This is a genomic window from Brevundimonas sp. TWP2-3-4b2 (genome assembly GCF_049897345.1).
Lineage (GTDB): Bacteria > Pseudomonadota > Alphaproteobacteria > Caulobacterales > Caulobacteraceae > Brevundimonas.
The window spans coordinates 36,898-63,658 of the sequence record NZ_JAFCWB010000001.1; the positions used below are offsets into that span (position 1 = coordinate 36,898).

Annotated in this window: 24 protein-coding genes; 7 read left to right on the top strand and 17 right to left on the bottom strand. The window is 68.2% G+C overall.

Features of this window, described 5'->3' with window-relative positions:
- The first annotated feature begins 56 nt into the window (after window positions 1–56).
- Window positions 57–1,082, top strand: coding sequence for a thioredoxin-disulfide reductase (gene trxB / locus ACP7AS_RS00200; protein ID WP_426026809.1), 1,026 nt, complete (start codon window positions 57–59; stop codon window positions 1,080–1,082).
- A 6-nt stretch (window positions 1,083–1,088) separates the two neighbouring features.
- On the opposite strand, the gene ACP7AS_RS00205 is transcribed toward trxB, so the two are convergent.
- The 4 genes from ACP7AS_RS00205 to ACP7AS_RS00220 all read right to left on the bottom strand — a co-directional run bounded on the left by ACP7AS_RS00205 (window position 1,089) and on the right by ACP7AS_RS00220 (window position 5,001).
- On the bottom strand, window positions 1,089–1,496 hold the full coding sequence (locus ACP7AS_RS00205; protein ID WP_426026810.1) for a response regulator: 408 nt from the start codon (window positions 1,494–1,496) through the stop codon (window positions 1,089–1,091).
- A 100-nt stretch (window positions 1,497–1,596) separates the two neighbouring features.
- Window positions 1,597–3,144 carry a sensor histidine kinase gene (locus ACP7AS_RS00210; RefSeq protein WP_426026811.1) on the bottom strand — a complete coding sequence of 516 codons (1,548 nt, stop codon included), beginning with the start codon at window positions 3,142–3,144 and terminating at the stop codon, window positions 1,597–1,599.
- A 94-nt stretch (window positions 3,145–3,238) separates the two neighbouring features.
- A complete protein-coding gene (locus ACP7AS_RS00215) occupies window positions 3,239–4,426 on the bottom strand; it encodes a cell wall hydrolase (RefSeq protein ID WP_426026812.1) in 1,188 nt (395 codons plus the stop codon).
- A 95-nt stretch (window positions 4,427–4,521) separates the two neighbouring features.
- Window positions 4,522–5,001, bottom strand: coding sequence for a Dps family protein (locus ACP7AS_RS00220; RefSeq protein WP_426026813.1), 480 nt, complete (start codon window positions 4,999–5,001; stop codon window positions 4,522–4,524).
- A 172-nt stretch (window positions 5,002–5,173) separates the two neighbouring features.
- On the opposite strand from ACP7AS_RS00220, the gene ACP7AS_RS00225 reads away from it, so the two are divergent.
- Window positions 5,174–8,824, top strand: a complete 3,651-nt coding sequence (locus ACP7AS_RS00225) for a PAS domain S-box protein (protein ID WP_426026814.1) — start codon at window positions 5,174–5,176, stop codon at window positions 8,822–8,824.
- Window positions 8,825–9,082: 258 nt separating this feature from the next.
- Here the strand turns inward: ACP7AS_RS00225 and ACP7AS_RS00230 are convergent, their stop codons facing one another.
- Both ACP7AS_RS00230 and ACP7AS_RS00235 read right to left on the bottom strand, forming a co-directional pair.
- Complete coding sequence (locus tag ACP7AS_RS00230) at window positions 9,083–9,445, bottom strand: DUF6481 family protein (RefSeq protein ID WP_426026815.1); 363 nt, start codon at window positions 9,443–9,445, stop codon at window positions 9,083–9,085.
- Between the two features lie 159 nt (window positions 9,446–9,604).
- On the bottom strand, window positions 9,605–9,790 hold the full coding sequence (locus tag ACP7AS_RS00235; RefSeq protein WP_426026816.1) for a hypothetical protein: 186 nt from the start codon (window positions 9,788–9,790) through the stop codon (window positions 9,605–9,607).
- Window positions 9,791–10,254: 464 nt separating this feature from the next.
- Here ACP7AS_RS00235 and ACP7AS_RS00240 point away from each other — a divergent pair, with 464 nt between their 5' ends.
- On the top strand, window positions 10,255–11,331 hold the full coding sequence (locus ACP7AS_RS00240; RefSeq protein WP_426026817.1) for a cell wall hydrolase: 1,077 nt from the start codon (window positions 10,255–10,257) through the stop codon (window positions 11,329–11,331).
- A gap of 15 nt (window positions 11,332–11,346) precedes the next feature.
- On the opposite strand, the gene ACP7AS_RS00245 is transcribed toward ACP7AS_RS00240, so the two are convergent.
- The 5 genes from ACP7AS_RS00245 to nadA form a co-directional block, all read right to left on the bottom strand.
- The gene (locus tag ACP7AS_RS00245; protein ID WP_426026818.1) at window positions 11,347–11,556 is read right to left on the bottom strand and encodes a hypothetical protein; all 210 of its coding nucleotides are present in this window, start codon (window positions 11,554–11,556) and stop codon (window positions 11,347–11,349) included.
- Window positions 11,557–11,617: 61 nt separating this feature from the next.
- Window positions 11,618–12,475 (bottom strand): carboxylating nicotinate-nucleotide diphosphorylase, encoded by an 858-nt coding sequence (gene nadC / locus ACP7AS_RS00250; RefSeq protein WP_426026819.1) that lies wholly within the window; start codon window positions 12,473–12,475, stop codon window positions 11,618–11,620.
- Window positions 12,476–12,479: 4 nt separating this feature from the next.
- On the bottom strand, window positions 12,480–14,012 hold the full coding sequence (locus ACP7AS_RS00255; RefSeq protein WP_426026820.1) for an L-aspartate oxidase: 1,533 nt from the start codon (window positions 14,010–14,012) through the stop codon (window positions 12,480–12,482).
- Complete coding sequence (locus tag ACP7AS_RS00260; RefSeq protein WP_426026821.1) at window positions 14,009–14,851, bottom strand: metalloprotease; 843 nt, start codon at window positions 14,849–14,851, stop codon at window positions 14,009–14,011. Before ACP7AS_RS00260 ends, ACP7AS_RS00255 begins: the two co-directional genes overlap by 4 nt.
- Before the next feature lie 109 nt (window positions 14,852–14,960).
- Complete coding sequence (gene nadA, locus ACP7AS_RS00265) at window positions 14,961–16,040, bottom strand: quinolinate synthase NadA (protein ID WP_426026822.1); 1,080 nt, start codon at window positions 16,038–16,040, stop codon at window positions 14,961–14,963.
- 164 nt (window positions 16,041–16,204) lie between these two features.
- Here nadA and ACP7AS_RS00270 point away from each other — a divergent pair, with 164 nt between their 5' ends.
- Window positions 16,205–16,876, top strand: coding sequence for a hypothetical protein (locus ACP7AS_RS00270; RefSeq protein WP_426026823.1), 672 nt, complete (start codon window positions 16,205–16,207; stop codon window positions 16,874–16,876).
- Window positions 16,877–16,886: 10 nt separating this feature from the next.
- On the opposite strand, the gene ACP7AS_RS00275 is transcribed toward ACP7AS_RS00270, so the two are convergent.
- From ACP7AS_RS00275 to ACP7AS_RS00295, 5 genes are all read right to left on the bottom strand, one after another.
- A complete protein-coding gene (locus ACP7AS_RS00275) occupies window positions 16,887–17,405 on the bottom strand; it encodes a methylated-DNA--[protein]-cysteine S-methyltransferase (RefSeq protein WP_426026824.1) in 519 nt (172 codons plus the stop codon).
- Window positions 17,386–18,510, bottom strand: coding sequence for a bifunctional transcriptional activator/DNA repair enzyme AdaA (locus ACP7AS_RS00280; RefSeq protein ID WP_426026825.1), 1,125 nt, complete (start codon window positions 18,508–18,510; stop codon window positions 17,386–17,388). Before ACP7AS_RS00280 ends, ACP7AS_RS00275 begins: the two co-directional genes overlap by 20 nt.
- A gap of 103 nt (window positions 18,511–18,613) precedes the next feature.
- Window positions 18,614–19,726 carry a hypothetical protein gene (locus tag ACP7AS_RS00285; protein WP_426026826.1) on the bottom strand — a complete coding sequence of 371 codons (1,113 nt, stop codon included), beginning with the start codon at window positions 19,724–19,726 and terminating at the stop codon, window positions 18,614–18,616.
- A 24-nt stretch (window positions 19,727–19,750) separates the two neighbouring features.
- Window positions 19,751–20,080 carry a PadR family transcriptional regulator gene (locus ACP7AS_RS00290; RefSeq protein WP_426026827.1) on the bottom strand — a complete coding sequence of 110 codons (330 nt, stop codon included), beginning with the start codon at window positions 20,078–20,080 and terminating at the stop codon, window positions 19,751–19,753.
- 230 nt (window positions 20,081–20,310) lie between these two features.
- Entirely contained in the window at window positions 20,311–21,006 is a 696-nt protein-coding gene (locus ACP7AS_RS00295; protein ID WP_426026828.1) for an SDR family NAD(P)-dependent oxidoreductase, read from the bottom strand.
- A 770-nt stretch (window positions 21,007–21,776) separates the two neighbouring features.
- Here ACP7AS_RS00295 and ACP7AS_RS00300 point away from each other — a divergent pair.
- From ACP7AS_RS00300 to upp, 3 genes are read left to right on the top strand one after another with little or no spacing between them, the layout of a single operon-like run.
- On the top strand, window positions 21,777–23,030 hold the full coding sequence (locus tag ACP7AS_RS00300) for a GTP cyclohydrolase II (RefSeq protein WP_426026829.1): 1,254 nt from the start codon (window positions 21,777–21,779) through the stop codon (window positions 23,028–23,030).
- Window positions 23,017–24,258, top strand: coding sequence for a URC4/urg3 family protein (locus ACP7AS_RS00305; RefSeq protein WP_426026830.1), 1,242 nt, complete (start codon window positions 23,017–23,019; stop codon window positions 24,256–24,258). Before ACP7AS_RS00300 ends, ACP7AS_RS00305 begins: the two co-directional genes overlap by 14 nt.
- Window positions 24,259–24,278: 20 nt before the next feature.
- Entirely contained in the window at window positions 24,279–24,908 is a 630-nt protein-coding gene (gene upp, locus ACP7AS_RS00310; RefSeq protein ID WP_426027484.1) for a uracil phosphoribosyltransferase, read from the top strand.
- Between the two features lies 1 nt (window position 24,909).
- Here upp and ACP7AS_RS00315 read toward each other — a convergent pair whose 3' ends face one another.
- Window positions 24,910–26,679, bottom strand: coding sequence for an ATP-binding protein (locus tag ACP7AS_RS00315; protein WP_426026831.1), 1,770 nt, complete (start codon window positions 26,677–26,679; stop codon window positions 24,910–24,912).
- Window positions 26,680–26,761: the final 82 nt, after the last annotated feature.

Here is a 26,761-nt window from a genome sequence, read left to right on the forward strand (position 1 = left end):
TTGAACAGTCACCAACCTAGCATCGCGCAAGACGGAATTAGCGCCTAAATAGGGGCATGAGCACCCTCACAAAATCCCAGCCCCGCCATGTCCGTGTCGCCATCATCGGGTCCGGCCCGGCCGGCTGGACCGCCGCCATCTACGCCGCACGCGCCTTGCTGAGCCCGGTCATCATCGCCGGCCTGCAACCCGGCGGCCAGCTGACCATCACCACCGATGTCGAGAACTATCCCGGCTTCGCCGACGTGATCCAGGGGCCCTGGCTGATGGAGCAGATGCGCGCCCAGGCCGATCATGTCGGGACCGAGATCATAGAGGACATCGTGGTCAAGGCCGACCTGTCGCAGCGGCCGTTCCGCCTGACGCTGGATTCCGGGACCGAGATGCTGGCCGAGACGGTGATCATCTCGACGGGGGCCCAGGCCAAATGGCTGGGGATCGAGAGCGAGGCCCGATACCAGGGCTTCGGCGTTTCGGCCTGCGCCACCTGCGACGGCTTCTTCTATCGCGGCAAGGACGTGATCGTCGTCGGGGGTGGCAACACGGCCGTCGAGGAGGCGCTGTTCCTGACCAATTTCGCCTCGAAGGTCACGGTCGTGCACCGCCGCGACGAGTTCCGCGCTGAGCGCATCCTGCAGGACCGGCTGTTCTCCAACCCCAAGGTCGAGGTCATCTGGGACAGCGCCGTCGACGAAATCCTCGGCGAGACCAACGCCATGGGCGGGGCGAATGTCACGGGCGTGCGCCTGAAGAACGTCAAGAGCGGCGAAACCCGCGACATCACGGCTGACGGGGTCTTCATCGCCATCGGCCACGCGCCCTCATCCGAACTGTTCGCGGGCCAGCTGGAAACGAAACAGGGCGGCTATCTGGTGGTCAAGCCGGGCACGACGGCGACCGCGATCGAGGGGGTCTGGGCCGCCGGCGACGTGACGGACGACATCTACCGTCAGGCCGTCACGGCCGCGGGCATGGGCTGTATGGCGGCGCTGGAGGCCGTTCGCTTCCTGGCCGAGCAGGACCACAAGGCCGCGGGTCACCCCATCAGCCACAAGGAAGCGGAAAAAATCGGCGTCTGGTAGGCGGGATCAGCCGAACAGCTGAAGCTCCGGCGGCGCATATTCGACCGGGCGACCGGCGCGACGGCCCAAGGCGTAGTCCACCGCTGTCTGGACGGCGCGTTCGTCGGTCGGCTTGGACAAGACCCCGATGGCACCGGCCACGCCATTGCGCACCATGCCCGGATTGGCGGTCATGAACAGGACGGTGACGCCCAATTCCTGCGCCAGCTCGCGGCCCAGAGCGATGCCCGTCGGTCCATCCGACAGGTGGATGTCGACCAGGGCCAGATCGACTTCGGATTCCTGAACCAGTCGCCGCGCCGAACGCGCGTCGGCGACCGTCCCGATCACCTGGTGGCCGAGATCTTCCAGGACGAAGCGCAGCTCCATCGCCACCAGCGCTTCGTCTTCAATGACAAGGATACGCGCACTCATCGGACGTCAATCAGTTCAATCGGCTGGGGGCGTCCGTAACCGTACGGACCTGCTGGCTGAATGAACGCGGCCCGGAGGCGGCGGTTGCCCACCAACGTCGTTATGCGACAATTTTTGCGGCGCGGCGTCGCGACAGGGCCGTCACCGGCAGGTCGGCGGTCACCCGCAAGCCGACCGGATCCCAGACCCGTTCCAGCCTGCCCCCGAGCTGGGCCTCGACCGAGACGGTCGCCAGCGACGAGCCGAACCCGACCCGCTGCGGTTCGCCCTCGACCAGCGGTCCGCCCCGCTCCTCCCACACCAGGATGAACCGGTCGGCCTCGTTGCGGGTGGCCAGCGTGACCGTCCCGCCCTCGACCGAAAGCGCCCCGTATTTGGCGGCATTGGTGGCCAGCTCATGGAACAGCAGGGCAACCGAGGTCGCGGCCTGGTCGTCGAACACCGCATTGTCGCCGGTTACGACCACCCGCATATCGCCGACGAGGGTGGCGTAGGGCTTGAACAGGTCATTCAGGAAGGCATGCAGGGTCATCGAGCCGACGGTCGGGCGCGACGTCTCGGTGTGCGGCCGTACGAACTCATGGGCCCGCGCCAGGGCGTTGATCCGGGTCCGCACCGATGCGGCGAAGCCCTTGGCCTCGGGGAACTGGCGCGCCGACAGGGCGATCAGGGCCGAGACCACCGCGAAGATGTTCTTGATGCGGTGGCTCAGTTCCTGGCTCAGCAGGTCCTTGGCGTCGACCCCCCGTTTGATGTCCTCGATGTCGGTGCAGGTGCCGAACCAGCGCGTGATCTCGCCCGTATCGTTACGGATCGGCGTCGCGCGGCCCAAGGTCCAGCGATAGACGCCGTCGGCACGCCGCAGCCGGTATTCGATCTCGTACGGGTCGCCGGTCTCAAGCGAGTGGTTCCAGGCCTCCCGGGCACGTGCCTGGTCCTCCGGATGGAACATACCGTTCCACGCCTCGCCGTCGGTCGAGCCGTCGGGGACGCCGGTGAACTCGTACCAGCGGGCATTGAAATAGTCGTGGAAGCCGTCCGGCAGGGTCGACCAGACCATCTGGGGCATGGAGTCCGCCAGCACGCGGAATTTGGCGTCGCTCTCGGCCAGAGCCCTCCCCGCCCCTGCGAGCGCGGCGTCCCGATCGCGGGCGGCCTTCAGGGCGCGCCGCAGGGTCAACAGGTTCATGACCTGTCGCGCCAGCACCTCTAGGGTTTGGGTCTCGAGAACGCTCAAGCCCTCTGGACGCGGCCGGGTGTCCAGCACGCACAGGACGCCCAGCGGCAGACCTTCATCCGTGATCAGTGGGACGCCGGCATAGAAACGTACGCCGCCCTCGACCACCTGCGGATAGCAGGCGAACCGGGGATCCGCCGTCGCGTCGGGCACCACCAGCGAGTCGTGCTCGTACAGCGCATGACGGCAGAACGAGGTCTCCAGCGGCGTTTCACGGACCCCCAGCCCAACCTCGGACTTGAACCACTGGCGCTCGGCGTCGATCAGATTGATGATCGCGATCGGCGCGTCACAGATTCTCGCCACGAGGGCCGTGACATCGTCGAACGCGGGTTCACGCTCCGAGTCTAGGATGTCGTAGGCGTGCAGGGCCGCGAGGCGATCCGTCTCGTTCCAGGCCGTCGGGGTCATTCGGTATCCGTAATCGCCGTAACCAAAGGAAACGCGCCGACACTGCCTAATGCGTGACGGGCCATGACGTTGCACCGCCCGCCGGCGAGCGGGTTCAGGACGCCGGTCGACCCACTTCTTCCACCGCCATCGGCGTGGTGCCGGGAATGACGACCGGCACGGGCTGCGGAGCCGCCGCCGGGGCCTCGAAGGCCGCCAGACGTTCATTGATCGCGGCGATGTCGGACGCCGACGCCTGCCGACGACCGCCCAGGGAAGCGATCCCGAGGACGCGGGTCTGGCCGTCGATCTCGACCGTGCGCATGACGCCCTCACCGCTGGCGGCAGCCTCGGCCAGTGCCTTTTCGGCCTCGGCGGCGGTCGCAATCTGGATACGGGGCCGCGAGAAACGCGCCTCGTCGATCAACGGCTCGCGTCCCGCGTAGCGCTGGTTGAAGGCGGCCGGCTCCCCGTAGACGCCCTTCCAGCGATAGAAGATGTGGGCCCCGATCTGGCTCAGCTTGTTCAGCGTCGGCGACCACCAGGGATGCACATAGTCGGCGTGATAGTGGGTTGCCGTGCCCACGGCGGCCGACACCTCACCGGCCAGGGCGCGTTCCGCGACCCGTTTCGCCCGCTCCCAGGCCCAGCCGACCGGGGCCTGGCTGAGGGCACCGTCGCAGGTGAAGCTGAACTGGCATCCGGTGGTGCGCTCGGCTCCCTCGAACACCACGCCGCAGACGGTGTTGGCATAGTTGGGGTCGCGGACGCGGTTGAGGATGACCTGGGCCACGGCCTCCTGACCGGCGGTCGGCTCCAGCGCGGCCTCGTAATAGACGCCCTGCGTCAGGCAGCGCAGCGCGCGGCGGCGATCCTCGGCCGTAGCGGGCTTGAAGACGAAGGGCGCAGCGACGCGCAGATACTGCGACGCGTTCGGCGTTGCGGCGTTCAGCTTCATGGCATCGAGGCCGGTCGCCCCGAAATCAAGCGTCGGTCGGCCCGCCAGGGTCAGGCTCTCCCAGCCGGGAGTCAGGCCGTACAGGGCCGGGCCACGCTCGCCGGGATCATGGCGGATGGCGACCGCCAGTTCGGACGGACTCATGCGTCGCGTGATGGCGGCCAGGCCGCTGGCCCCGAGATCGCCCCGGGTCAACATCCGGACCACCTCGGCGCGGCGGTCGATCTCGGACCGGGGGCTGGAGCTGGCGGCAACCGCGACGCCCAGGGCGGCCAGCACCACGGGCGCGGTGGCGGCGAGCCGTCGCGTCCGTTTCAGCACCACACTCCAGTCGATCCCGGCCAAATCCAGCTCCAGACGGCGGCCCCGGCCGCGTCAATCCAATCCATGCCCGACAAGCGGGGCGCTTTTCAGGCGGAAAAGCGCCGTTTGGTCAAACCTTAGCGCCCGCCAAGTGTCGACCTCAGCATCCAAGCGAATTTCTCATGCGCCGCCAGACGCTGGGTCATCAGGTCCGCGGAGGCCTCGTCGCCGGCCTCGGAAGCGGTGTCGAACGCGGCCCGCGCGGTGGCGATCAGGGTCTCGTGATCCTGCATCAGCTCCTTCAGCATGGCGGTGGAATCCTTCTCCGGATCGCCGTCCTTGATCGAGGTCAGATTGCCGAACGCCGAATAGCTTTGCGGTGCCAGCACGCCGAGGGCGCGGACCCGCTCGGCGATGTCATCGAGGGCGGCCCAGATGTCGCGGTATTGCTGTTCCAGAAGATTGTGGACGCTGAAGAACTCGGGGCCGCGCACGTTCCAGTGATAGCCATGGGTCTTCAGATAGACGGCGAAACTGTCGGCCAGCACCTTGGTGAGCTCCTGAGCAACGTCGGCGCGCTCGGTTTTGGTCAGGCCGGTATCGATGGTGGCGGTCATTCGGGTTCCTCGGAGTTCGTTTCAACCTTCAAGTGGGAACGCGGTCGCGCTTCACCAAGTCGATTTCGGGCGCGCAGGCCGGCAATTTGTGCGACGGCACCGGCTGAAGGAACGTGAAGCTCGACAATACGTTGCAGCATTTCGAACCGCAGGCGTAACGGGGTAAGGCCGGGTGGGCGCAGACGCCGTCTTCAAGAGAATCGCCCTGTCGGAGCCCCTGGGGCCCGGGCGACAGGCGCTGGTCATACTGGTGTGCGCGAGCGCAGGCATCGGCCTGCGGCTCGCCCTGGGACCGATTTACGGCGGCTTCCCCGGCTATGTGATCCTCATTCCACCCGTGGTCGTCGCCAGCCTTTGGGCCGGACGTTGGGCCGGATTTGGAACAACCCTGCTTTGCCTCGCCGGCAGCTGGCTCGCGGCGTCGGGAATCGCCGGACTGGTGCCGTTCGACCCGACGACGAATGTGGTCGGTGGAATCGCCTATGTCGTTGTCGCTGCCTTCCTGACCCTGGTGGGGGCCTCGCTGAGGACCTACTTCCGCAACCAGGATCACGCGCAGGTCGCCCTGAGCGAGAGCGATGCGCGATTCCGGCTGATGGCCGATACCGCACCGTCGCCCGTCTGGATGACGAACACCCGGGCCGAGGTCGAATTCGTCAACTCGGCCCTCGCTGAATTCTACGGCCGACCCGCTGAAAGCATCCTCGGTCACGTCTGGAAACAGGTGATCCATCCGGACGACCAGGCGGCGGTTGAGGCGGCCATGCAGGCGGCACGACCCGCCCGATTGCCCTATGGATTCGAGGCGCGGTTCCAGCATGCAGATGGCGGGTGGCGCTGGATGCGGATCGCCGTCAACCCGCGCCTGGATGCCGACCAGACCTTCCTCGGCTATGTCGGCATGGCCTTCGACGTCAGCGAGACCAGAGCCGCGCTGGACGTCCTGGCAGAGCTGGGGCGACGTCAGAGTTTCCTGCTGGATCTCTACAATCGCGTTCGGGACCTCCAGGATCCCGAGGCCATCATGGACACGGTGCAGAGCGCCCTCGGCGAGCGGCTGGACGTTCGGCGGGTGGGTTATGGAGAGCTGGATCAGACGCGCGGCGTATTCGCGCTGTACCGCGACTGGACGCACGGAAAGACCGCCAGTCTGCAGGCCGAGTTGCGCATCGCCGATTTCGGGGGCCTGGTCGACCAGCAGCTGTCCCAAGGGCACATGGTCGTCGTCCAGGACGTCGCCTCACACCCAAGCACGGCCGGCGCGGCGGCCAGCTTCAAGGCCATCGGCGTGCAGGCCTTCGTTGCGGCCCCCATCATGCGGCTGGGCGAACTTCGCGGGTTCCTGCATGTGGACTCCGATGCGACCCGCGTCTGGACGGACGCCGAGGTCGAGCTGATCTCCGAGGTCGCGGACCAGACATGGTCGGACGTGGAACGCGCGCGAGCGGAAGCCGAGTTGCGCGAGAGCGAAGCCCGGTTCCGGTCGGTCGCCGACACGGCGGCGGTCCTGATCTGGGTCACCCACCCGGATGGCACCCGGGCCTTCGTCAACCAGGCCTATGTGACCTTCAGCGGCGGCACCTATGACGAGGCGCTCGGGGCGGATTGGCGGACGGTCATCCATCCCGACGACCAGCAACGCATTCTGCAGGAATCGGTCGCCGGCGAGGCGACCGGCCAACCCTTCTCCCTCGAAGCGCGCTATCTGCGCCACGACGGTGTCTACCGCTGGCTGAAGTCCTTCTCCCGCCCCCGCCCGGGACCGGGGGGATCGCTCCAGGGGTTTGTCGGCGTGGCGTTCGATGTCACCGACATCCGCGAGACCAATGCCCGTCTGGCCGCCGCCGCCGCGGAACGCGACGCCATCCTGGGCCAGCTGGCCGAGGGGGTCATCGTCACCGACCCGGACGGCCGGATCATCTTCGTCAACGAGGCGGCGATCCGACATCACGGCGTGGCGCAGCTCGACGTGCCGCCTGAAGACTATGCGGAGACCTATCACCTGTTGACCGAGGCCGGCGAACCCTACCCCACGGCGGATCTGCCTCTGGTCCGGGCGGTGCTGAAGGGGGAATCCGTCACCGACGCGCGTTGGCGCATCCGTCGACCGGACGGAAGCGAGGTCGTCGCGGTCGGCAACGCCCGCCCGGTGACCGGTGCGGATGGTCAGAAAATCGGTGCCGTGCTGACGCTGCGGGATGAGACGGCGCGGGTTCTGGCCGAGAACCGGCTGACGGAATCCGAGACCCGGTTCCGCACCGTCGCCGACAGCGCGCCGGCCCTGATCTGGATGCTGGACGCCGAGGGCAGGCCGAGCTTTGTGAACCGTCGCTACCGCACCTTCTTCGGCATTGAGTCCGAAGGGGACGTCCAGGAGGGCTGGTATCGGCTGGTTCATCCGGACGACATCAAGGCCTTCACCAAAACGTTCAACGCGGCCGTCGAACGGCGCGAACGGTTCGAAGGCGTCGTCCGCACGCGCCACGCCACGCTGGGCGAGCGCTGGCTTCGCTGCGAGGCCCTGCCCCGGTTCGACGCGGCCGGCGACTATCAGGGCTATGTCGGGGCCAATATCGATATCACCGAGGCCAAACGCGCCGAGGAGGACCTCAAACGCATCAACGAACTGCTCGAGGAACGCGTCGGCGAGGCGCTGGCGGAAAAGGCCCGGGCCGAGGCTGACCTGATGCACGCCCAGCGGATGGAGGCGGTCGGCCGGCTGACCGGCGGCGTGGCGCACGACTTCAACAACCTGCTGACGGTCGTCATCGGTGCGCTCGACATCATGCTGCGCTCACCCAACGATGCGGCGAAGCGTCAGAAACTCGGTGAAGCCGCCCTGGCGGCTGCGCGTCGGGGCGAAGGCCTGACTCACCAGTTGCTGGCCTTCTCGCGCCGGCAAGCGCTCCGCCCCGAGGCGATGGATCTCAACGCCCAGATCCGCCAGAGCGAGCCCCTGCTGCGCCGCGCCGTCGGTGAAGCGGTGGAGTTCAAACTCAAGCTGAAGCGCGGCGGTGCGAGGGTCAACGTTGACCCCTCCCAGTTCGAGGCGGCCTTGCTCAACCTCGTGGTCAACGCCCGCGACGCGGTCGGCGACAAGGGGCGTATCATGGTTCAGACCCTGTCCTGTGCCGTAGGACCGGGCGAGGTCACGGACCTGCCCCCCGGCGACTATGTCTGCGTGACGGTGTCGGACGACGGCTCGGGCATGCCACCCGACGTCATTGCCCGCGTCTTCGAACCCTTCTTCACCACCAAGGCGATCGGCAAGGGCACGGGTCTGGGTCTCAGCCAGGTCTATGGCTTCGCACGCCAGAGCGGCGGGGCGGCCCACATCTCGTCCACCGTCGGCCAGGGCACCGAGATCAAACTCTATCTGCCGCCGCTGACCGGGGCGCTGGCCGCAGCGGTAGAGAGCCGGCCGCAGGCCGCATCGCCCATGGCCGCGGGCCGCCGCCTGCTGCTGGTCGACGACGACGCCAGCGTGACGGTCGTGGCGCTGGAGCTGCTGGAGGGACTGGGGCTGGAAGTGCGCGCCGTCGACACGGCCCCCCAGGCGCTGGACCTGCTGAAGCGCGAGCGCTTCGACATCATGTTGAGCGACGTCGTCATGCCCGGCGGGATGACGGGAATCGAGCTGGCGCGGCGCTGCGAGCGCGACTATCCGGCGATGCGGATCGTGCTGACGTCCGGCTATGCGGGTGAAGACGTGGATGCGGCGCTGACGGACGCGCCCTGGCCGTTCCTGCGCAAACCCTATTCGGGCGAGCAGCTGGCGCTTATCCTCGGCGATCTGACGCCCGGGGATGCGCCGCCCGTCTAGAACCCTGAAAGCAAGGCCGGGCCTGATGGTCCAGGTTCAATCGACATTCAGCCGCTCCGCTGATCGTCAATCAAACACCGTCTTTCCGGGGCCGCAGAGCGGAACCCGGAATCCAGGAGACTGGACTCGCCTTTGGGCCGTGAGGTGCGCGGCGGCGTCCAGACTCCTGGGTTCCGGGTTCTTGTCCCGGCTACGCCGGTCCCAGCCCCGGAAAGACGGGGGAGGGAGCGGAGTCGGACTTCTGAAGGTCGATTGAACCTAGCGGGTGCGGGACTTGCGGGCGGCGTAGCGCGCGTCGCGGGCGGCCTTCTGCTCTTCCTTGGTGAGGGCCTTGCGCTCCTTGCGGGCGGCGCGGCGCTCGGCCTCAACGGCTTCCTGGGCCTCGAGATCGGTCGCCATGCGGGCGGCTTCCTTCTCGGCCTTTTCGCGGCGCGCCTCGGCCTTGGCCAGATCGTGCTGCTGGCGCAGGGCTTCCTTTTCGGCGGCCCGCTTGAGCGCCAGCTTCTCGAATTCAGGGTCGGGTGCCGCAGGCTTGGGCTTGAACCGGGCGAGCAGGGCCTTCTTGGCGTCCTGCTGGGTGGTCAGGCGGTCGGCGAAGCCGGTTTGTTTCAGATCTCTCATGCGGAGGTCGTCGATGTCCTTGATCGTTTATCGGAATACGCGGAACGGCGGCGGGCGAGCGTGTCTCAGCCCATCGCGTCGGCTAACCCTATATAGGCGGCGAAATCAAGTTTGCGAGGCAGGATCGGTCCCGCCCCGCTCACTCGACGGCCATGTGTGTCAGTTCGGCTTCTGCGCCTGACCGACCGCGGCGCCGGCAGCGCCACCCACCGCGGCACCGACAGGGCCGGCCACCAGCGCCCCGGCGACGGCGCCGGTCGCGGCCTTCTGTTCGATGGTCTGGCCGCAGGCGGCGGCACCCACGACGACAAGGGCAAGGACTAGGGTGACGGCGATGCGGTTCATGACAAAATTCTCCTGATAGCTTCGCTTGAACGCGATTGCCGCTTCGCCGGTTCCGGCACCGTACCCAAAGTCAAAACCGTCAACGCGAAAATAATGAAGACAATAGAAGGCGACGCGATTAATGCTGTCTATGCATCACGGCACCCACTGCATGTTGTGTTTGTGTTCAAAAATACAGTATTCGTTCGATCGATTGTCGATCAATACGGAAAGACGTCGCGCAGATCATTGGATTTTACACGCCGCAGGTGACGCGATGTTGCGCCGCACCCGAATCTTGCGAATCAACCACATTGGCGCCACAAACGGCTGGCTTAAGGCGCGTCCTCGACGGCTGGCCCTTTCGCCGACCGTCGATTTACCGCAAACGGATCGCGACGCCGATCTCCAGGGATTGGAGAGGGTCGCCCGGTTGCGAGACTACCCGGGGGCGGCACTGCGCCCTGCCGAACAGGACCGAGCCCTTGTCGAACGCCCCGCAGACGTGTGCGAAGCCTTCTGTCGATCGTCAGGCCCGGATTCGGCCCGGTACGGCGGCGGCGGCTTTCGGCGCGTTGTTGGGGCTGACGGTGGGCTGCGCCTACCTGGGTGGCACGGCGGCGAAAGCCACGACCGTGCGGAACCAGGCAGAGCGTATTGAAGGTGCGACGGCGGCGGGCTTTACCGAGGAAGCGCTGGCCGCGGCGGCCGGAGGCCTCGACGAGAGCGCCCTGACGATCGCCCGACGCCATGATCCCTACACGGTCGCCGGCGGTGCCCAGCGTGACCGCCAGGCCGAACTGATGACCGCGCGTCTGGAGCAGCTGCGCGCGCAACCCTCCGACGCCGGCCTGCGCCAGGTCAGCCTGACCGGCCCGGTCGCGGCCCAGCCCTTCCGCCTCGGCGGTGCCCTGGACGCCTCGCGCGATCTCGAGTGCCTGACCCAGGCCGCCTATTACGAGGCCCGCGGTGAAGGCCGCGACGGCATGCGCGCCGTGACCCAGGTCGTCCTGAACCGCGTCCGTCACCCGGCCTTCCCCAAGAGCGTCTGCGGCGTCGTGTTCCAGGGTGCCGGACGACGGACCGGTTGCCAGTTCAGCTTCACCTGCGACGGTTCGATGCGCGGCGCGGTCAATCGCGTCGCCTGGAACCGGGCGCGCGAGGTCGCCTCCAGCGCCCTGTCCGGCAGCGTGTTCGGCGCGGTCGGCAACGCCACCTTCTTCCACACCACCGGCGTCTCGCCGGGCTGGCGCAATGCCATGGTGCGGGTCAACCAGGTTGGCGACCACCTGTTCTATCGCTTCGGCGGCCGGACGGGGTCCAGCAGCGCCTTCAGCTATGCCGCCCAACGCTCGAGCGCCGCCGACACGCCCCGTTTGATCCAGGCCAGCGTGGACCCGTCCGAAACGGTGCTCGAGGCCGGTGCGGTCGCCTACAATCTGCTGGTTTCGTCGGAATACCGGACCCCGGCACCCGATCAGGCCCCCGTCGCGCCTGCCGCGACCGTTCAACCGGTGCCGGCCTCTTCGGCACCGACCCCGGCAGCGGACGCCGCCGCCTGATCCCTCAGTGGCCGGTCAGCGCTCCTGAACCATCCAGCGGTTGGTCCGGTTCTGCCTCAGATCGCCGAACCGGTCCCGCCCATCAGGGTTGAGGTCGCCCGGCTGACAGGTCTGGGGTCCGGGCTCAGGATCGTGGCCATCGCTGCAGGCACCCGGCCCGCCTGACTTGCCGCCATGGTCGGCTTCGCTGCGCTGTTCCTCGGCAATCCGCGGGGCGTGGGTCATCGAAGGCTCCATCCGTCCCCTGACAAACCCCTCGTGACCGACGGCGTTCCGTATCCGCGGCTCAGACGACGTCCAGCCCGATGTCCAGTGACGGTGCCGAATGTGTCAGGGCACCGACCGAGATCACGTCCACGCCCGTTTCGGCGATGCCGCGCACCGTCTCCAGGGTGACTCCGCCTGAGGCCTCCAGGACCGGGCACCCGAACGAAGACGCCTTCGCCCGCTCCACCGCCTCGCGCAGCATCGGCAGGGTGAAATTGTCCAGCATGATGACGTCGGGCCGTTCGGCCAGAGCCTCGTCCAGCTGCTCGGGACCATCCACCTCGACCTCGACCTTCACCAGATGCCCGACCGCCGCCTTCGCGCGCCGGATCGCCTCGGCCACGCCGCCGCAGACGGCGATGTGGTTGTCCTTGATCAGGATCGCGTCATCCAGGCCGAAGCGGTGATTGACCCCGCCACCGCACAGCACGGCGTGTTTCTCCAGCGCGCGCAGGCCCGGCGTGGTCTTGCGGGTGTCGGCGATGCGGGCGCGGGTCCCCTCCACCGCTTCGACATAGGCCCGGGTCAGGGTGGCCACCCCGCACAGTCGTCCCAGCAGGTTCAGCGCCGTCCGCTCGGCGGCCAGAAAGGCGCGCGCATCGGCCTCGACCTCGGCCAGCACTGCGCCCGCCTCAAAGGCCTCGCCGTCGGTCAGCCTGAGCGCGATCTCCGCCTCGGGGTCCATGGCCAGGACGCTGAGGCGAACGCAGGGGATCCCGGCCAGAACGCCGGGCTTGCGCGCGACGAAGGAGGCTCGCATGCGCGCGCCTTCGGGGATGCAGGCCTGGGCCGTCACATCGCCGGCCCGGCCGAGGTCTTCGGTCAGAGCCATGAGGATGACCGGTTCGATCAGCAGGTCGGGCAGGTGTCGGATCATGGCTCTATCCTGCGGCAGCCAGAAGAGCGGACTCCACGGCGGTATCGGGCCCGGGGGTCAGGCGCGTGTGCCGGGCCATGGCGGCTGTCTCGGGATAGTCCCGGCGGAAATGCCCGCCCCGGCTTTCACGCCGCGCCAGCGCCGCCTCGGCGATCAGCCGCGCGGCGACCAGCGGCAGGGCCGGCCCTGCGGACTGTTCCAACCCGGAGATGAGGGCCAGCGCGCGGGTCAGGCCCGCCGCGTCACGCACCACACCGACATCGTCGCTCATGGCGGCGCGCAGCGTCTGCAGGTCGGCGTCGTCCAGATCCGGTGCCGGCGCAGGGGCCATCACGGCGTCCCGATCGCCCCGCTCGGCCGCCGCCGCGCGACCCGTCCGTCGTCCAAAGGCCGCCGCCTCCAGCAGGGAGTTGGACGCCAGCCGATTGGCCCCGTGCACGCCCGTCGCCGCGCACTCACCCACGGCGAACAGGCCGGCCAGCGTCGTGCGACCGTCGGGACCGGCCGCGATCCCGCCCATGTGGTAGTGGGCCGCCGCCGCGACCGGGATCGGCGTCTCGCGCGGGTCCGGCCCGGCCCTCATGCAGGCGGCGAAGACGGCGGGAAAGGCCTCGGGGAATTCGTGGCCGATGGCGGTCCGGGCGTCGAGGAAGGCCCCCCGCCCGGCGGCGCGGGCGGCGTGAACCGCCCGGGCAACCACGTCGCGCGGCTGCAGGTCTGCATCCGCCGCCTCGCCCAGCAGGAACCGGCCGTCCCTGTCGATCAGCCGCGCGCCCTCGCCACGCAGGGCCTCGGTCGCCAGCGGCATGGGGTCGAGCCCGACATCGATGGCCGTGGGATGGAACTGCACGAACTCGGGATCGAGGATGTCCGCGCCCGCTTGCCAGGCCAGCGCCATCCCCTCGCCCAGCAAGGCCGCAGGCGTGGTGGTCTGGGCATACAGGCCGCCGGCCCCGCCCGTGGCCAGCACCACGGCGGGTGCCAGAACCTCGAACAGTCGGCCCGAGCCGGCCCGTTCGATCAAGGCTCCGCACACGCGGCCGCTCGCGTCCTGCATCAGGCCGCGCAGACGCGCGTCTTCCCAGACCTCGATGTGCGGTGCGGCGCGCACCGCCGTGACGAGGGCCGACAGAATGGCCCGGCCCGCACCATCGCCGCCGACCCGGGCGACCCGGGCCTGTGAATGGGCGGCTTCCAGACTGACCGCAAAGCCACCGTCGGCGTCACGATCGAACGGTGCACCCAGCGCAGCCAGCCACTCCACCGTCTCGCGCCCGTCGCCGGTCAGCGCCCGTGTGGCCCCGGCCTCGACCAGTCCGGCACCCGCCGCCGCTGTGTCGGCGGCATGCAGGGACGGAGCGTCGCCTACCGAAAGGGCCGCCGCCACACCCCCCTGGGCCCAGGCCGAGGAACAGGCCTCAAGCAGGGGCGCAGGCGTCACCAGCAGCACCTTGCGCGGCGCGGCCTCCAGCGCGGCCGAGAGGCCCGCCAGACCGCCGCCGACGATCAGCGGTCCGTCATGCCGGATCCGGTTCAACGACCGAACTCGAAATAGCCGGCACCCAGCGCCATGGCCTGTGACAGCGAGCCGGCCACCGGCATCAGACCCGACAGGGCCACACCGGCGCAGGCCGCCGCCACGACCACGAACAGGCCCACGCTGCGCGCCGCTTCCGGCCAGTTGAGCTGACGTCCTTCGGGCCGCCAGCTGCCGCGCCTCAGATGGCCGAACAGGGCCAGGGCCAGAAAGGCGGCGAAGATATAGCTGCCATTGGTCAGGCCCCAGAGGATCACCAGCGCGCCGACCGCCACCATGGCGGCCTTTTCGACCATCGGGTGGATACGGGCCAGCACCGGACCGAGCGCCTTGGAGCCGTCCAGCGGCGGCGCGGGGGCCAGATTCACCAGATTGATGATGGCGATGATGAAGACGCCCTGCAGCCACATCCCCTGCCCTGTCGCAATGTACAGGCCGAAGAAGGGGATGGCGGCCAGCAGACCGAAGGCCGGGCCCGCCAGCGACACCAGGACGCCATGCCATTCGCTGGCCGGCAGGCGCTGGCTCTTCGCCACGCCGCCGAGGAAGGGGATGATGTAGATGCGCGCCGGACCCATGCCCAGCGCGTTCATCGCCAGCACATGGCCGTATTCGTGCACCAGCAGGCCCCAGATCGCCGCGACCGCGATGACCCAGCTGCCCGAGACCCACCAGATGAACACGCCCAGAAGCAGGGTCGAAACCACCGCCCAGACCGGATGCTGACCCTTGTCGAGGGGGGGTTCGCCGGGTTGCGGTCGGGCGATTTCGGGCTGGGCCGGCGCGGCGGGCGGAAGATTGTCCCACGGACCGGGGCGGCGCTTGTCAGTATCTTTCATCGCGCGGACGTGGCCTTTTCCGATCGCAGCCACAAGGCCAGCAGGGCAAGTAGCCGCAGGCTCTTCGGGTCCACGCCGGCGACGATCCGCACGGGGGCGACATAGTGCATCAGATCAGCTCCACCGCGACGTGGTGTTTGGCCTTGAACAGGTCATAGCGCGCCGGGATCGCGGGCGGCGGCAGGTCGATCATCCGCTGCACCGCCAGCCGCGCCCGCTCGGCCATCTCTTCGGGCACGGTCACCTCGAACTGCATGTGCAGCAGGCAGTCGCGGATGTTCTGAAGCGTGATGCGCTTCATATAGGGGCACAGGTTGCAGGGGCCGATGAAGCTGACCTCGGGCACGTCGCCCTGGATGTTGGCGGCCATCGAGCATTCGGTCAGCAGCACCACCTGCTTCGGCTTGTTGGCGGTGATATAGTCGGTCAGGGCCGCGGTCGAGCCGGCGAAGTCGGCGGCCGACAGCACGTCCTCGGGGCATTCGGGGTGGGCCAGGATTTCCGCGCCCGGATAGGCTTCGCGCATCTCGGCGATGTCGGCGGCGGTGAACCGCTCATGCACGATGCAGCGGCCCTTCCAGGCGATGATGCCGACGTTGGTCTGGGCGGCGACATTGCGCGCCAGGAATTCGTCGGGGATCAGGATGACGCGGTCGACGCCCCATTCCTTCGCCGCCCATTCGACCACCTGCACGGCGTTGGCGCTGGTGCAGCAGATGTCGGTCTCGGCCTTCACATCGGCCGTGGTGTTCACATAGGTCACGACCGGCAGGCCCGGATAGCGCTGCTTGATCAGCCGCACATCGTCCCCGGTGATCGACTCGGCCAGTGAGCAACCGGCCTTCAGATCGGGGATCAGCACCGTCTTGTCCGGCGACAGGATCTTCGAGGTCTCGGCCATGAAATGCACGCCGGCCTGGACGATCACCTTCGCCTTCGACCGGGCCGCCTCCTTGGCCAGGCCGAGGCTGTCGCCGACATAGTCGCCGACGCCGTGAAAGATTTCCGGCGTCATATAATTGTGGGCCAGAATGACGGCGTCGCGCTGCTTCTTCAGCGCATTGATCTCGTGGATCAGCGCCGCCTGGGCCGGCCACTCCATGGGCGTGACGTGATCCCTGACCTTGGCCCAGACCGGCGCAGTTTCTTGCTCCAGCGCCTTTGACAAGCCAAACATGCCGTCTGCCATCTCGCTCTTCCTCCACTTATGCTCAAAGTTAGCATAAGTCGGAGTGAATGTAGTCCGGTCGCCGGAAAACGCAAGCGGGCCGCGATGTCTTCCGGTTATGGGAAACACGGTCTTAACCAGAACAGGGCTGAAAGGGATGCGACGCCCTTGCTGGAGACCCTCGCATGCGCCTGCTCCCGTCCGTCCTCGCGGCGACCACCCTTGCCCTGTCCTCCGGCGCGGCACTGGCGCAGTCCGAACCGGGCGTCGCCATCGGCGCGACGGCCGGCACGGCCGGCGTCGGTCTGGATGTCCAGATCAAGGCCGGATCCATCTTCACGCTTCGCGGCTCTCTGGACCGGCTGACGTATAGCGTCGACCGGAGCTATGACGGCGTCGACTACAACGCGGACCTGGCCTTCGACACCGTCGGGGCCTTCATCGACATGCACCCCTTGGGGAATGGCCTGTTGATCTCGGGGGGAGCCTATCTCGGCGACCGGGACATCGGCCTGAACGCAACGCCCACTGCACCGGTCGAGATCGGCGGCGCGACCTTTACCCCCGGCCAGGTCGGAACGTTGAACGGGACGATCAAGCTGCGCGACGTGGCACCCTTCGTCGGCCTGGGATGGGACGACACCTTCTACCGCCGCGGACGCTGGGGCTTTCGTGCCATCGCCGGCGTCGCCCTGAGCGACAAGCCCGAGGTGGCCCTGCGCTCGACCGGCGGCAGCCTGTCCAACGACCCGACCTTCCAGGCCCGACTGCGGGACGAGTCACAACGGATCACGGACGAGACCGAAGGCTATGGCCTGTTTCCCGTGATCCAGCTGGGGCTGAACTACAAATTCTGACCTCGGACCCTCAGACGCGGCGCTCGTGGTCCAGCAGCCAGCGCTTGCGCTCCAGCCCGCCCGCATAGCCGGTCAACGCACCGTTGGCTCCGATCACCCGATGGCAGGGCACGATGACGGCGACGGGGTTCTGACCGTTCGCCAGGCCCGCAGCGCGCACCGCCTTCGGCGAACCGATCGCCGCCGCCAGCTGGCCATAGGTTCGGGTCTCGCCGGCCGGAATGGCCCGCAGCGCCTTCCATACCGTGCGCTGGAACTCCGTGCCGCCGGTCCTGACCGTCAATCCGTCGAGCGCGGTCAGGTCGCCGCCGAACCAGGCCTCGACCGCGCGCCGCACCGTCACCGGAGCCCGCCCTTCGACGACCCTCGCGCCCGGCGCATGTCGGCCCAGCAACCGCGTCATCCGCGCTTCATAGTCAGCGAAGTCCAGCGCCCGTACGGCCCCCTCGCCGTCGGTCACCAGCAGCACCTCGCCCACCGGCGTGGCGACCCGGTCGAGACTCAGGGTTTCAGGCTGCGCGTTTCGCATCGTCGCTCTCCATCTGTCTCAGGTCTTCGCCGCTGATCCCCGCCATTGCGAGATGCAGCGCCCCATAGGCCCGCCACGGGCACCAGGCTTCGGCGCGGACAGCGAGGGTTTCATCGTTCAGTCGGTCGTTCGGTGCCTCCGCCCCGTCGTCGATCCAGGCGCCCGGCAGCCTCAGCCCCGGTCGCGCCGCGACCAGCGGCTTGAGGACCGGATCGGCCGACAGGTCGCGCCCGATAGCCTCCGGGTCCGCCGACAGGTCGAACACCCGCCGCACCCGCGCCAGCACGCCGGGCAGCGCCTTGAGGTCGTCCGCCTCAACGCAGACCGAGACCCGCCCGACCTCCGCCGGCTCCACCGTGACAGAGCCGTCCGCGCCGTCGGCGTCCTTGCGCAACACCCGCGACCACCGCTGTCCATCAACCGCGTCCCCCCGATCGGTCAGCGCCGCCAGCATCGCCGCCCAGTCATAGGGCGGGCGATACGGCAGGCTCAGGCGAACCCCGCCCGCGTGCACCCGCTCGCCGCGTCGGCGCAGGGCCGACGGTGGCCGGTCGTACAGGGCCTGAAACGTCTCGTTGAACCGACGCACGCTGCCGAAACCCGAGGCCAGGGCCACCTGCGCCATCGACAGGTCGGTCTGGTGGATCAGGGCCTTGGCCAGCAGAACCCGCCGGGTCTGGGCCACGCTGACCGGTGCCGCCCCGAGGTGCTGCCGGAACAGCCGGCGCAGGTGTCGCTCTCCGACGCCCAGCCGCGCGGCCAGTCCGTCGACGTCGCCCCCAAATTCAGAGTGGCTATCCAGCGCACCCGCCTCGATCAGCGCTAGCGCCCGGCTGACCGTATTCGAGGTGCCCCGCCAGGCCCCCATGTCGGGGGCGGTCTCGGGCCGGCAGCGCAGACAGGCGCGGAACCCCGCCTCCTCGGCCGCCGCCGCCGTGACGACGAAGACCATGTTCTCGCGCTTCGGTGTCCGGGCCGGGCAGACGGGACGACAGTAGATGCCGGTGGTCTTCACACAGCCGAAGAACCGCCCGTCGAACCGCGGGTCACGGGTCAGCACCGCGCGGTAACAGGCCTCCTGATCGAGCTCGCCAGCGTTTTCCATGACCGCAGAATGACCGCTGCGGTCATGGAAGTCTCGCGGTTTTCGGACATGGCCGTCGGGCCGCGTCGGATCGAGAAGGCAGAGCCTTCTGACCGCGGCCGACTTACATTCCCCGCGCCAGCCTCCACAGGTTGGCGAGGATCTTGAACGCCAGGCTCAGTGCCGAGAAGGCCAGCACCCAGACCAGCACCACCGACAGGGTGCCGGCGATGCCCGCGAGATCGCGCGCGCCGTCGCCGAGGGTCCGCAGGGTGTAGAAGTCCAGCATCGTCCAGTCGCCGGCGATCCGTGCCGTCTCCTCGCCGCGAGTGAGCGTGAACCAGTGCCCGGCTTCAAAGATGACCAAGGTCAGCCACAGGCCCGCGCCGGCGACGACGATCTGGGCCGCTGCCCGCGCCCGGACCGCATAGGGCCGAACCAGGCTGGCCAGGTCGATGGCCATCTGGGCGAAGGCGTAGAGCAGGATCGGCCCGAACAGGATCGACCAGATGGGCGCCCCGCTGACCACCGCGTCCTCGCCGCGCAGTTCGAGCGACACCAGGCCGGGGAAATGCAGCACCCCGATCCACCACAGCACAAACATGCCGACGGCGAGGAAGGAGAACAGATACTCCCCGCCGGGCCAGCCCTTCGCCCGCGGCTTCGGCATCCACGAGGCCTTCGCCACCGGCGTCGTCTCTCTCCCCGTCATCGAGGCCCCCCAGGCCGCCGGATCGGCCAGGCCGAAAGCGCCCAGATCCTTCACCCGCCACTGGGTCATCCACGCCGGCCGGATGCCCTGATGCTCAAAGATGGCCGCCGCCAGGGTCGCCACGCCGATCAGCGTCAGGCCCGCGCCGAAGAAGCCGTGAAACGCCTGGGCGATATCCTGACCAAAATTGTCGGACCCGCTGACGATCCGAACGACCAGTCCCAAGGCATAGACCACCCCCAGCACCATCAGTCCCGCCTTCACGCCGAACATCCAGTAGGGAAACAGCTCCGGCCCGACCAGCGAGTCCGGGCCCTTGCGATAGCGGGCGGCCACGACGAGCGGATGGCCGATCTCGCGCAGGATCACCTCCTGCTCGTCCTCGGTCAGGGCGCGGCCCAGGTCCTCTTCCTTCGCCTCGAACCGGCTCAGGATGAGGTCGCGCAACTCGGCTGTGATGTCGGCCCGTTCGTCCTGCGGCAGTTGCGCGGCGACGGCGTTCAGATAGCGATCGATCAGGTCCATGGCTTTTCCCCTTCAGCCAGAATTTCAGAGAATCTTGTCGAGCGAGGCGTTGATGCCCCGCCACTCGTCGGTCAGGGCGGCCAGCATCGAGACGCCCCCGGGCGACAGGACGTAGAAGCGCTTCTTGCGCTTCTCCTCCTCGCGCCATTCGCTATCCAGAAGGCCTTGGCTCTCCAGCCGGCGCAGCAGCGGATAGAGGGTCGATTCCTCCATCTCCAGCCCGTCGGCCGCCAGCGCCTGACGCAGGGTGTAGCCGTAGCGCTCGGTCCTCAGACAGGCGAGCACCGCCAGCACCAGCGACCCGCGCCGCAGCTCAAGTCGCATGGATTCATACAGGTCCGGATCAAGGCTCATGCTGGCTCCCTGCGTCTCACATAGTGTGTGACACACAGTGTATGCCGCATACTGTATGAGGGAGTCAAGACTCTCTTCGCCCGTCATCCTCGGGCTTGACCCGAGGATCGGACCATACGGACGCTAAGATGAACGAAGGCGGCCCTGGGGCCTCGGGGGCGCGCCCGCCGCTCAGCGACGGTGCCTCTGATCCTCGGGTCAAGCCCGAGGACGGTGGCGGGAGAGCGGCCTCACTCCGGGATGCGCTGCCCGTCCCAGGCGAACACACCGCCGCTGTCGGCGGGTGCCAGGCCGTCGATCACGGCCAGCAGCCGGTCCGCGGAATAGTCGGCGGTGAACAGCTTGTCCGGCTTCACACCCTTCTGGAACGGGGCGCTGAGGCCCGTATCCACCGTGCCCGGATGCAGGCCGGCGACGACCGCCTGCGGATGGGTGCGCCCCAGTTCCACGGCCAGATTGCGCAGCACCATGTTCAGCGCCGCCTTGGACGCCCGATAACTGTGCCAGCCACCCAGTCGATTGTCGCCGATCGACCCGACCCGCGCGGACAGGGCCGCAAACACCACCCGCCGGTCGCGCGGGGCGAGGGGCAGGAAATGCTTGGCCACCAGCGCAGGGCCCACGGTGTTGATCCGATAGTCGCGCAGCATGTGATCCGCTGTCAGGGCGCGATAGCCGCGCTCGGGCTCGAACCCGTGATGCAGCACGCCGGTGGCGACGAACACCAGCGTCGGCACCGGGCCGTCGGCCACGCGGGCGGCGGCGGCGGCGATAGACGCCTCGTCCTCAAGGTCGAAGCCTGTGCCCGCTCGCGACAAGGCGTGAACCATGGCGTAGCGGCCGGACGCCTGCAGCGCGCCTGAAATCGCCGCGCCGATCCCGCCCGAGGCACCGATCACCACGGCGGATTGCTCAATAGCTGTCATCGGGCGATCAGCGGTGACCGGGGCCGAAACGTCAATCGGGCCGAGGGTCGCAGCGCCGCAGTCAAACGGCGGAGCGGGCAGGCATGCTCGGGCAGCTCTTACCGTCTCCTCCCCATGAGCGTCGCGAACGGGGAGGAGACAATGCCGGCAATCCGCCGCCAGCCAGACAAGTTTCCGAACCCAACCCTTTGACTCCGCGTCGCTTCCCCCAACCCGCAGCGTCATTTCCCCGCCGCAGGAAGGCCCCGCCCCATAATTCCCCCATCCCGTCGGTGGGGAGGGCGTCGGATCCACGTTCCTCGATGGCGGCGGGCTGTGGTCGAGCGATGAAGCCCGGGGGAAGGATAGGCCGGGGGTCCTTGCGGGCGTCGATGGATGGCGTCCGCCTGCTCGCCGCGGGCTTCAGGAGCGAATCGATCCGCCACCGGGTGTGAAGTTCGTCCCGCGTCCGGTCCAGCAATGGACCGGGCGATGATCCGGCCAGGTCCGAACAGGGCCCCCACCGGAGAGCCCGTGGAAAACGACTGCGCGGAGCGGTCTGCTTCGTCGAAACGGTAACTCTACAACAGCACCGGGCGAGGCCCGGCCGCTCCGCGCCCTCCCCGCACCGTCTGGAAACAGCCGGCGAACAGTCATGCGCCAGGCAAACCCCCTCCCTCCCCTTCATGGGAGGGAGAGCGCGATCTCAGGGCTGGACAGAACCCGCGACCGGGTGTGTCCTGACGAGTCCGGCGCAAGAAAAACAACAAGCCGGTTTCAAGTGAGGAACCATGTCCAACCGACCGAGCCATATCCGGCTTAACTCACACCCCGGCGCGGGCACCGTCAGCCGCTTCCCGATCGAATGGGGTGCCGCCACCGCGAAGGAACGCGGGCCCGTCATCGGCACGGTCAACTCCGGCAGCGACCGCAACGCCATCGGTGCCCACGGCGGGGCCTATTCGGTCTATCGCGCGCTGGCGGTGTCTTCGGGTGCCATGGCCGCCAACAACCGGCCCGACCTGACCAATACCGCCCCGACCACGCCGATGGGGCCGTTCCCGCAGTGGACCGATGCGTCGAAGATCGTCTCGCTGGACCCCTGGGGCGCGCGCGTCGCCGAGGATTTCGCCGACGAACTGGCTGAGGGCGTCGACATCCGGCCGACCATCGCCGTCACCCGCGCCCGCCTGCAGCTGGGCGAGATCGGCGAGGCCATCGCCGCAGGCCGGCTCAAGGTCGACGGCCAGATCGTGCATGACAGCGGCGACGTCGCCGTGACCAAGGCCGCCATCGATCCGGTCTGGTACCTGCCCGGCATCGCCGAACGCTTTGGCGTCACCGAGACCGCCCTGCGCCGCACCCTGTTCGAACAGACTGGCGGCATGTACGCCGACCTCGTCACCCGGCCGGACATCAAGGTCTTCCTGCCGCCGATCGGGGGGATCACCCTCTACATCTTCGGCGACCCGGCCGCGATCGCCGACCCGAACCGCCGCCTGACCTGCCGCGTCCATGATGAGTGCAACGGCTCGGACGTGTTCGGCTCGGACATCTGTACCTGCCGCCCCTATCTGACCCACGGCATCGAGGAGTGCATCCGCGAGGCCCAGAACGGCGGGGCCGGCCTGATCGCCTATAACCGCAAGGAGGGCCGGGCCCTCGGCGAGGTGACGAAATTCCTCGTCTACAACGCCCGCAAGCGTCAGCCCGGCGGCGACCAGGCGGCGACCTATTTCGAGCGCACGGAATGCGTCGCCGGCGTGCAGGACGCGCGCTTCCAGCAGCTGATGCCGGACATCCTGCACTGGCTGGGGATCACGAAAATCGACCGCTTCGTGTCGATGTCCAACATGAAGCACGACGCCCTGACCGCCTCGGGCATAGAGATCGGCGAGCGCGTGCCGATCCCGGATTACCTCGTCCCGCCCGACGCCTCGGTCGAGATGGAGGCCAAGAAGGCCGCCGGCTATTTCACCCCCGACGCTCCGCCGTCGGCCGAGGACCTGACCCGCGTGGTAGGCCGCGACCTTGAGCAGTTCTGAGACGCAGCAGGCGCACAGCCTGCTCAACGCCGCCGCCGTCCGCGAACGCGCCCATGAGATGCTCGAGATCGGGGTCGCCGACGGCCTCGACCATTGGCGCGTCGACCTCGACCGCCTGCCGGAGACCGCGCGCTACGTCGCCGCCGTGATCCGCGACCAGTATCCGACCCTGGCCGTGCCCTTCCACGCCCGCTGGCGGCATTTCGCGATCGACGGCCTCGATTTTTGGGGCCCGGTCGCCGAGGCCCGCGCTTGGCTCGATCCCGCCTCGCGGGCCCGGACCGAGTTCGACCTGGCCATCGTCTCCGTCCTGCTGGATGCCGGGGCCGGGCCCGGCTGGTCCTACCGCGACGCCCGCACCGGCCGCACCCTGACCCGGTCAGAGGGTCTTGCCATCGCCTCCCTGCGCATGTTCGAGGCCGGAGCGTTCTCGGTCACCGAGGACGATCCCTGGCGGGTCGATGCCGTGGCTCTCACCTTCCTGACCGCTGATGTTCTGGCCAAAGGCTTTCAGGTCACGCCGAAGAATCCGCTGGTCGGGCTTGAGGGCCGCACCGCCCTGCTGCGTCGTCTGGGTCAGGCCTGCCTGGCCGAACCCGACCTCTTCGCCCTGGAGGACGAGCCCCGGCCCGGCGGACTGTTCGATGCCATGGTCGACCGGGCCGACGAACACGACCGCCTGCCCGCCCCCGTGATCCTCGAGGTGCTGCTCGAAGCCCTCGGACCCGTCTGGCGCGACCGGCTGAACCTGGGGGGCGTCGATCTCGGCGACTGCTGGCGGCATCCCGCGATCAAGCGCTCCGATTCCACCGACGGCCTCGTTCCGATCCACAAACTGTCCCAATGGCTCAGCTATTCGCTGGTCGAGCCGCTACAGACCGCGGGCGTGCAGGTGACCGGTCTCGACGGCCTGACCGGCCTGGCCGAATACCGCAACGGTGGCTTGTTCATGGACCTCGGCGTGCTGACGCTGAAGGACCCGGCCGACGCCGCCAAACCGTGGCCCGTCTCCGATCCGCTGGTGGTCGGCTGGCGCGCCATGACGGTCGCCCTGCTCGACCGGATCGCGCCGCTGGTCCGCGCCGAACTGGGCGTCACCGCCGAAGCCATGCCCCTGGCCAGCGTGCTGGAGGGCGGCACCTGGGCGGCCGGCCGCCGCGCCGCGGCCGAACGACGTGAGGGCGGTGGGCCGCCCCTGACCATCCTCTCCGACGGGACCGTATTCTGATGCCGAACACTGCCTTCAAGATGAACGGCGTCACCGTCGTCACCCACCCGCTGGTCGCCCACAAGCTCAGCATCATGCGGGCCAAGGACACCTCGACCGCCCGCTTCCGGCAGCTCCTGCGCGAGATCTCGACCCTGCTCTGCTACGAGGTCACCCGCGACCTTCCGCTGGAGGACTATCCGGTCGAGACCCCGGTCGGCCCGACCACCGGCCAGCGCATCGCCGGCAAGAAGCTGGTCTTCGTCCCCATCCTCCGCGCCGGTCTGGGGCTGGTCGAGGGGATGCTGGAGCTGGTCCCCTCGGCCCGCGTGGGCCACATCGGCCTGTACCGCGAACCCGAGACGCTGGACGCCGTCGAATATTATTTCCGCGCGCCCGACGACGTCGCCGAGCGCCTCTGCGTCGTCATCGACCCCATGCTAGCCACCGGCAACACCGCCGTCGCCGCCATCGAACGGCTCAAGGAGCGCGGAGTCACCAATATCCGCTTCGTCTGTCTGGTCGCCTCGCCCGAGGGTCTCGAGCGCCTGCGCGGCTGGCACCCCGACGTGCCGATCTGGACGGCGGCGGTGGACGAGCGGCTGAACGACCACGGCTATATCGTGCCGGGACTGGGCGACGCCGGCGACCGGTTGTTCGGGACGCGTTAGGTCAGGCCGCGCGCTCCTGGCGCACAGCACCAACCGGACGTTCGGCCGCAATCGCTGTCATCCCGGCGATGGCAGACAACAGAACGACGGGTGATATCGGCTTGGTCATATGCCGGTCCGCGCCCGCCGCCAGGCCCGCCGCGACATGCTCGGGCGCGGCGTTGGCGGTCAGCATGATGATCGGTGTCCGGTGCCTCCCCGCCGCCGCCTCTGCAGCCCGGATCAGACTGACGGCCGTCAGCCCGTCCATCACGGGCATCTGCATGTCCATCAGGATCAGGTCGAATGCCTGCCGCGCATGGGCCGCCACGGCCTGCTGACCGTCGGTCACGGCCGTCACCGCCACGCAGCTTCCAGCCAGAATGATCTCGACCACCTTCAGATTGGTCGGATGGTCGTCAGCGACCAGCAGGCGAAGGTCACGCGTCCGCACAGCCTCCGACGAGACCTCGGTCGGGGTGACCACGGCCGGTTCGGACGGGGCTACACGAGACAAAGGCAGTTCGAACCAGAATCGGGCCCCGAGGCCGGGCGTGCTGTCGCAGTCCAGCGTCCCGTCCATCATCTCCACCAGCTTGCGCGAGATGGCCAGACCCAGACCGCTGCCGCCGAAACGGCGCGTGATAGACCCGTCCGCCTGCTCGAACCGATCGAAAAGACGCGCCTTCATCGCAGGGTCAAAGCCGACCCCCGTATCCGAAACCGTGAACCGCAGCGCGCCACCGGAACTGACCCCCAGCCGGACGTGAACCTCGCCCCCGCTGGTGAATTTCACCGCATTGGACACCAGATTGTTCAGCACCTGCCGCACGCGCACGGTGTCGCCCAGATAAAGACCCTCGGCGCAGGGGTCGATCTCGATCGCCATGCCGACGTGCTTTTCCTCGGCCCGCATCCGGCACAGGGCCACGACGCTGCGGGTCAGGTCGGCGGCGCTGAAAGGCGCGGCCTCAAGCGTCATCTGGCCCGCCTCGACCTTGGCGAGGTCGAGAACGTCGGACAACAGCCGCTCAAGCATCTCGCCGGAGGTACAGATCAAGCCGGCGGCTTCTTTCTCGCGAGGCGGAAGGTCCGCGCGGTGCAGCACATCCGCCATCGCCAGCACGCCATTCAGCGGCGTGCGAATCTCGTGGCTCATATTGGCGAGGAATTCGCTCTTGGCGATGCTGGCCGCTTCGGCTTCCTGCTGCTTCTGGACCAGTTCCAGCGTCGTCCGCTGCAGCCGGCGATAGGCACTCCAGGCGTTGATCGCGGAACTGACGGCATACATGACCAGCAACGCGAGCGAGGCGACAAGGCCCGTCTTGGCGATCGTGAAGCCGCCGATGAGCGGAAGGATCAGAAGGGCGAAGACGGGCGGAAGGCCGGACACCAGCAGCTGGGCCAGCGAACGGTGACAGCCTCGCACGACATAAAGCAGCACGCCGGCGATAAAGCCGACCCCGACCGCCTTGGCGTATTCGCCAGGCGACATCCACCACAGTGCGCCGATGGTTACCCATGCACACGTCGACAGAAAGGTCGCGGCCAGCCTCAGACTCCTGAAGAAGACCGGTCGCCTTCGCTGGTTCGCCGGGTCAGTCGCGATCCACAAGGTCAGATCGCCCGTCACAAACATGGCGGCCCAGACCAGCAGTTCCGGCAGCGGAATGGCCGTCAGCCCGGACAGGAGAACGACGACCCCGATTGCGGCGCGAACGCCCGCCTGCTTTCGGGTCTCTACCGCCGTACGGTCGAGCGCCTCGTCAAAGCCCAGAAAATTCTGATGCATACGCTGGCCTACCTCAGGACGCAGCAGACGCCCCCAGCCATGAAGTCAACGTTAAGTTGGGACTAAGGGCATTACCGGATGT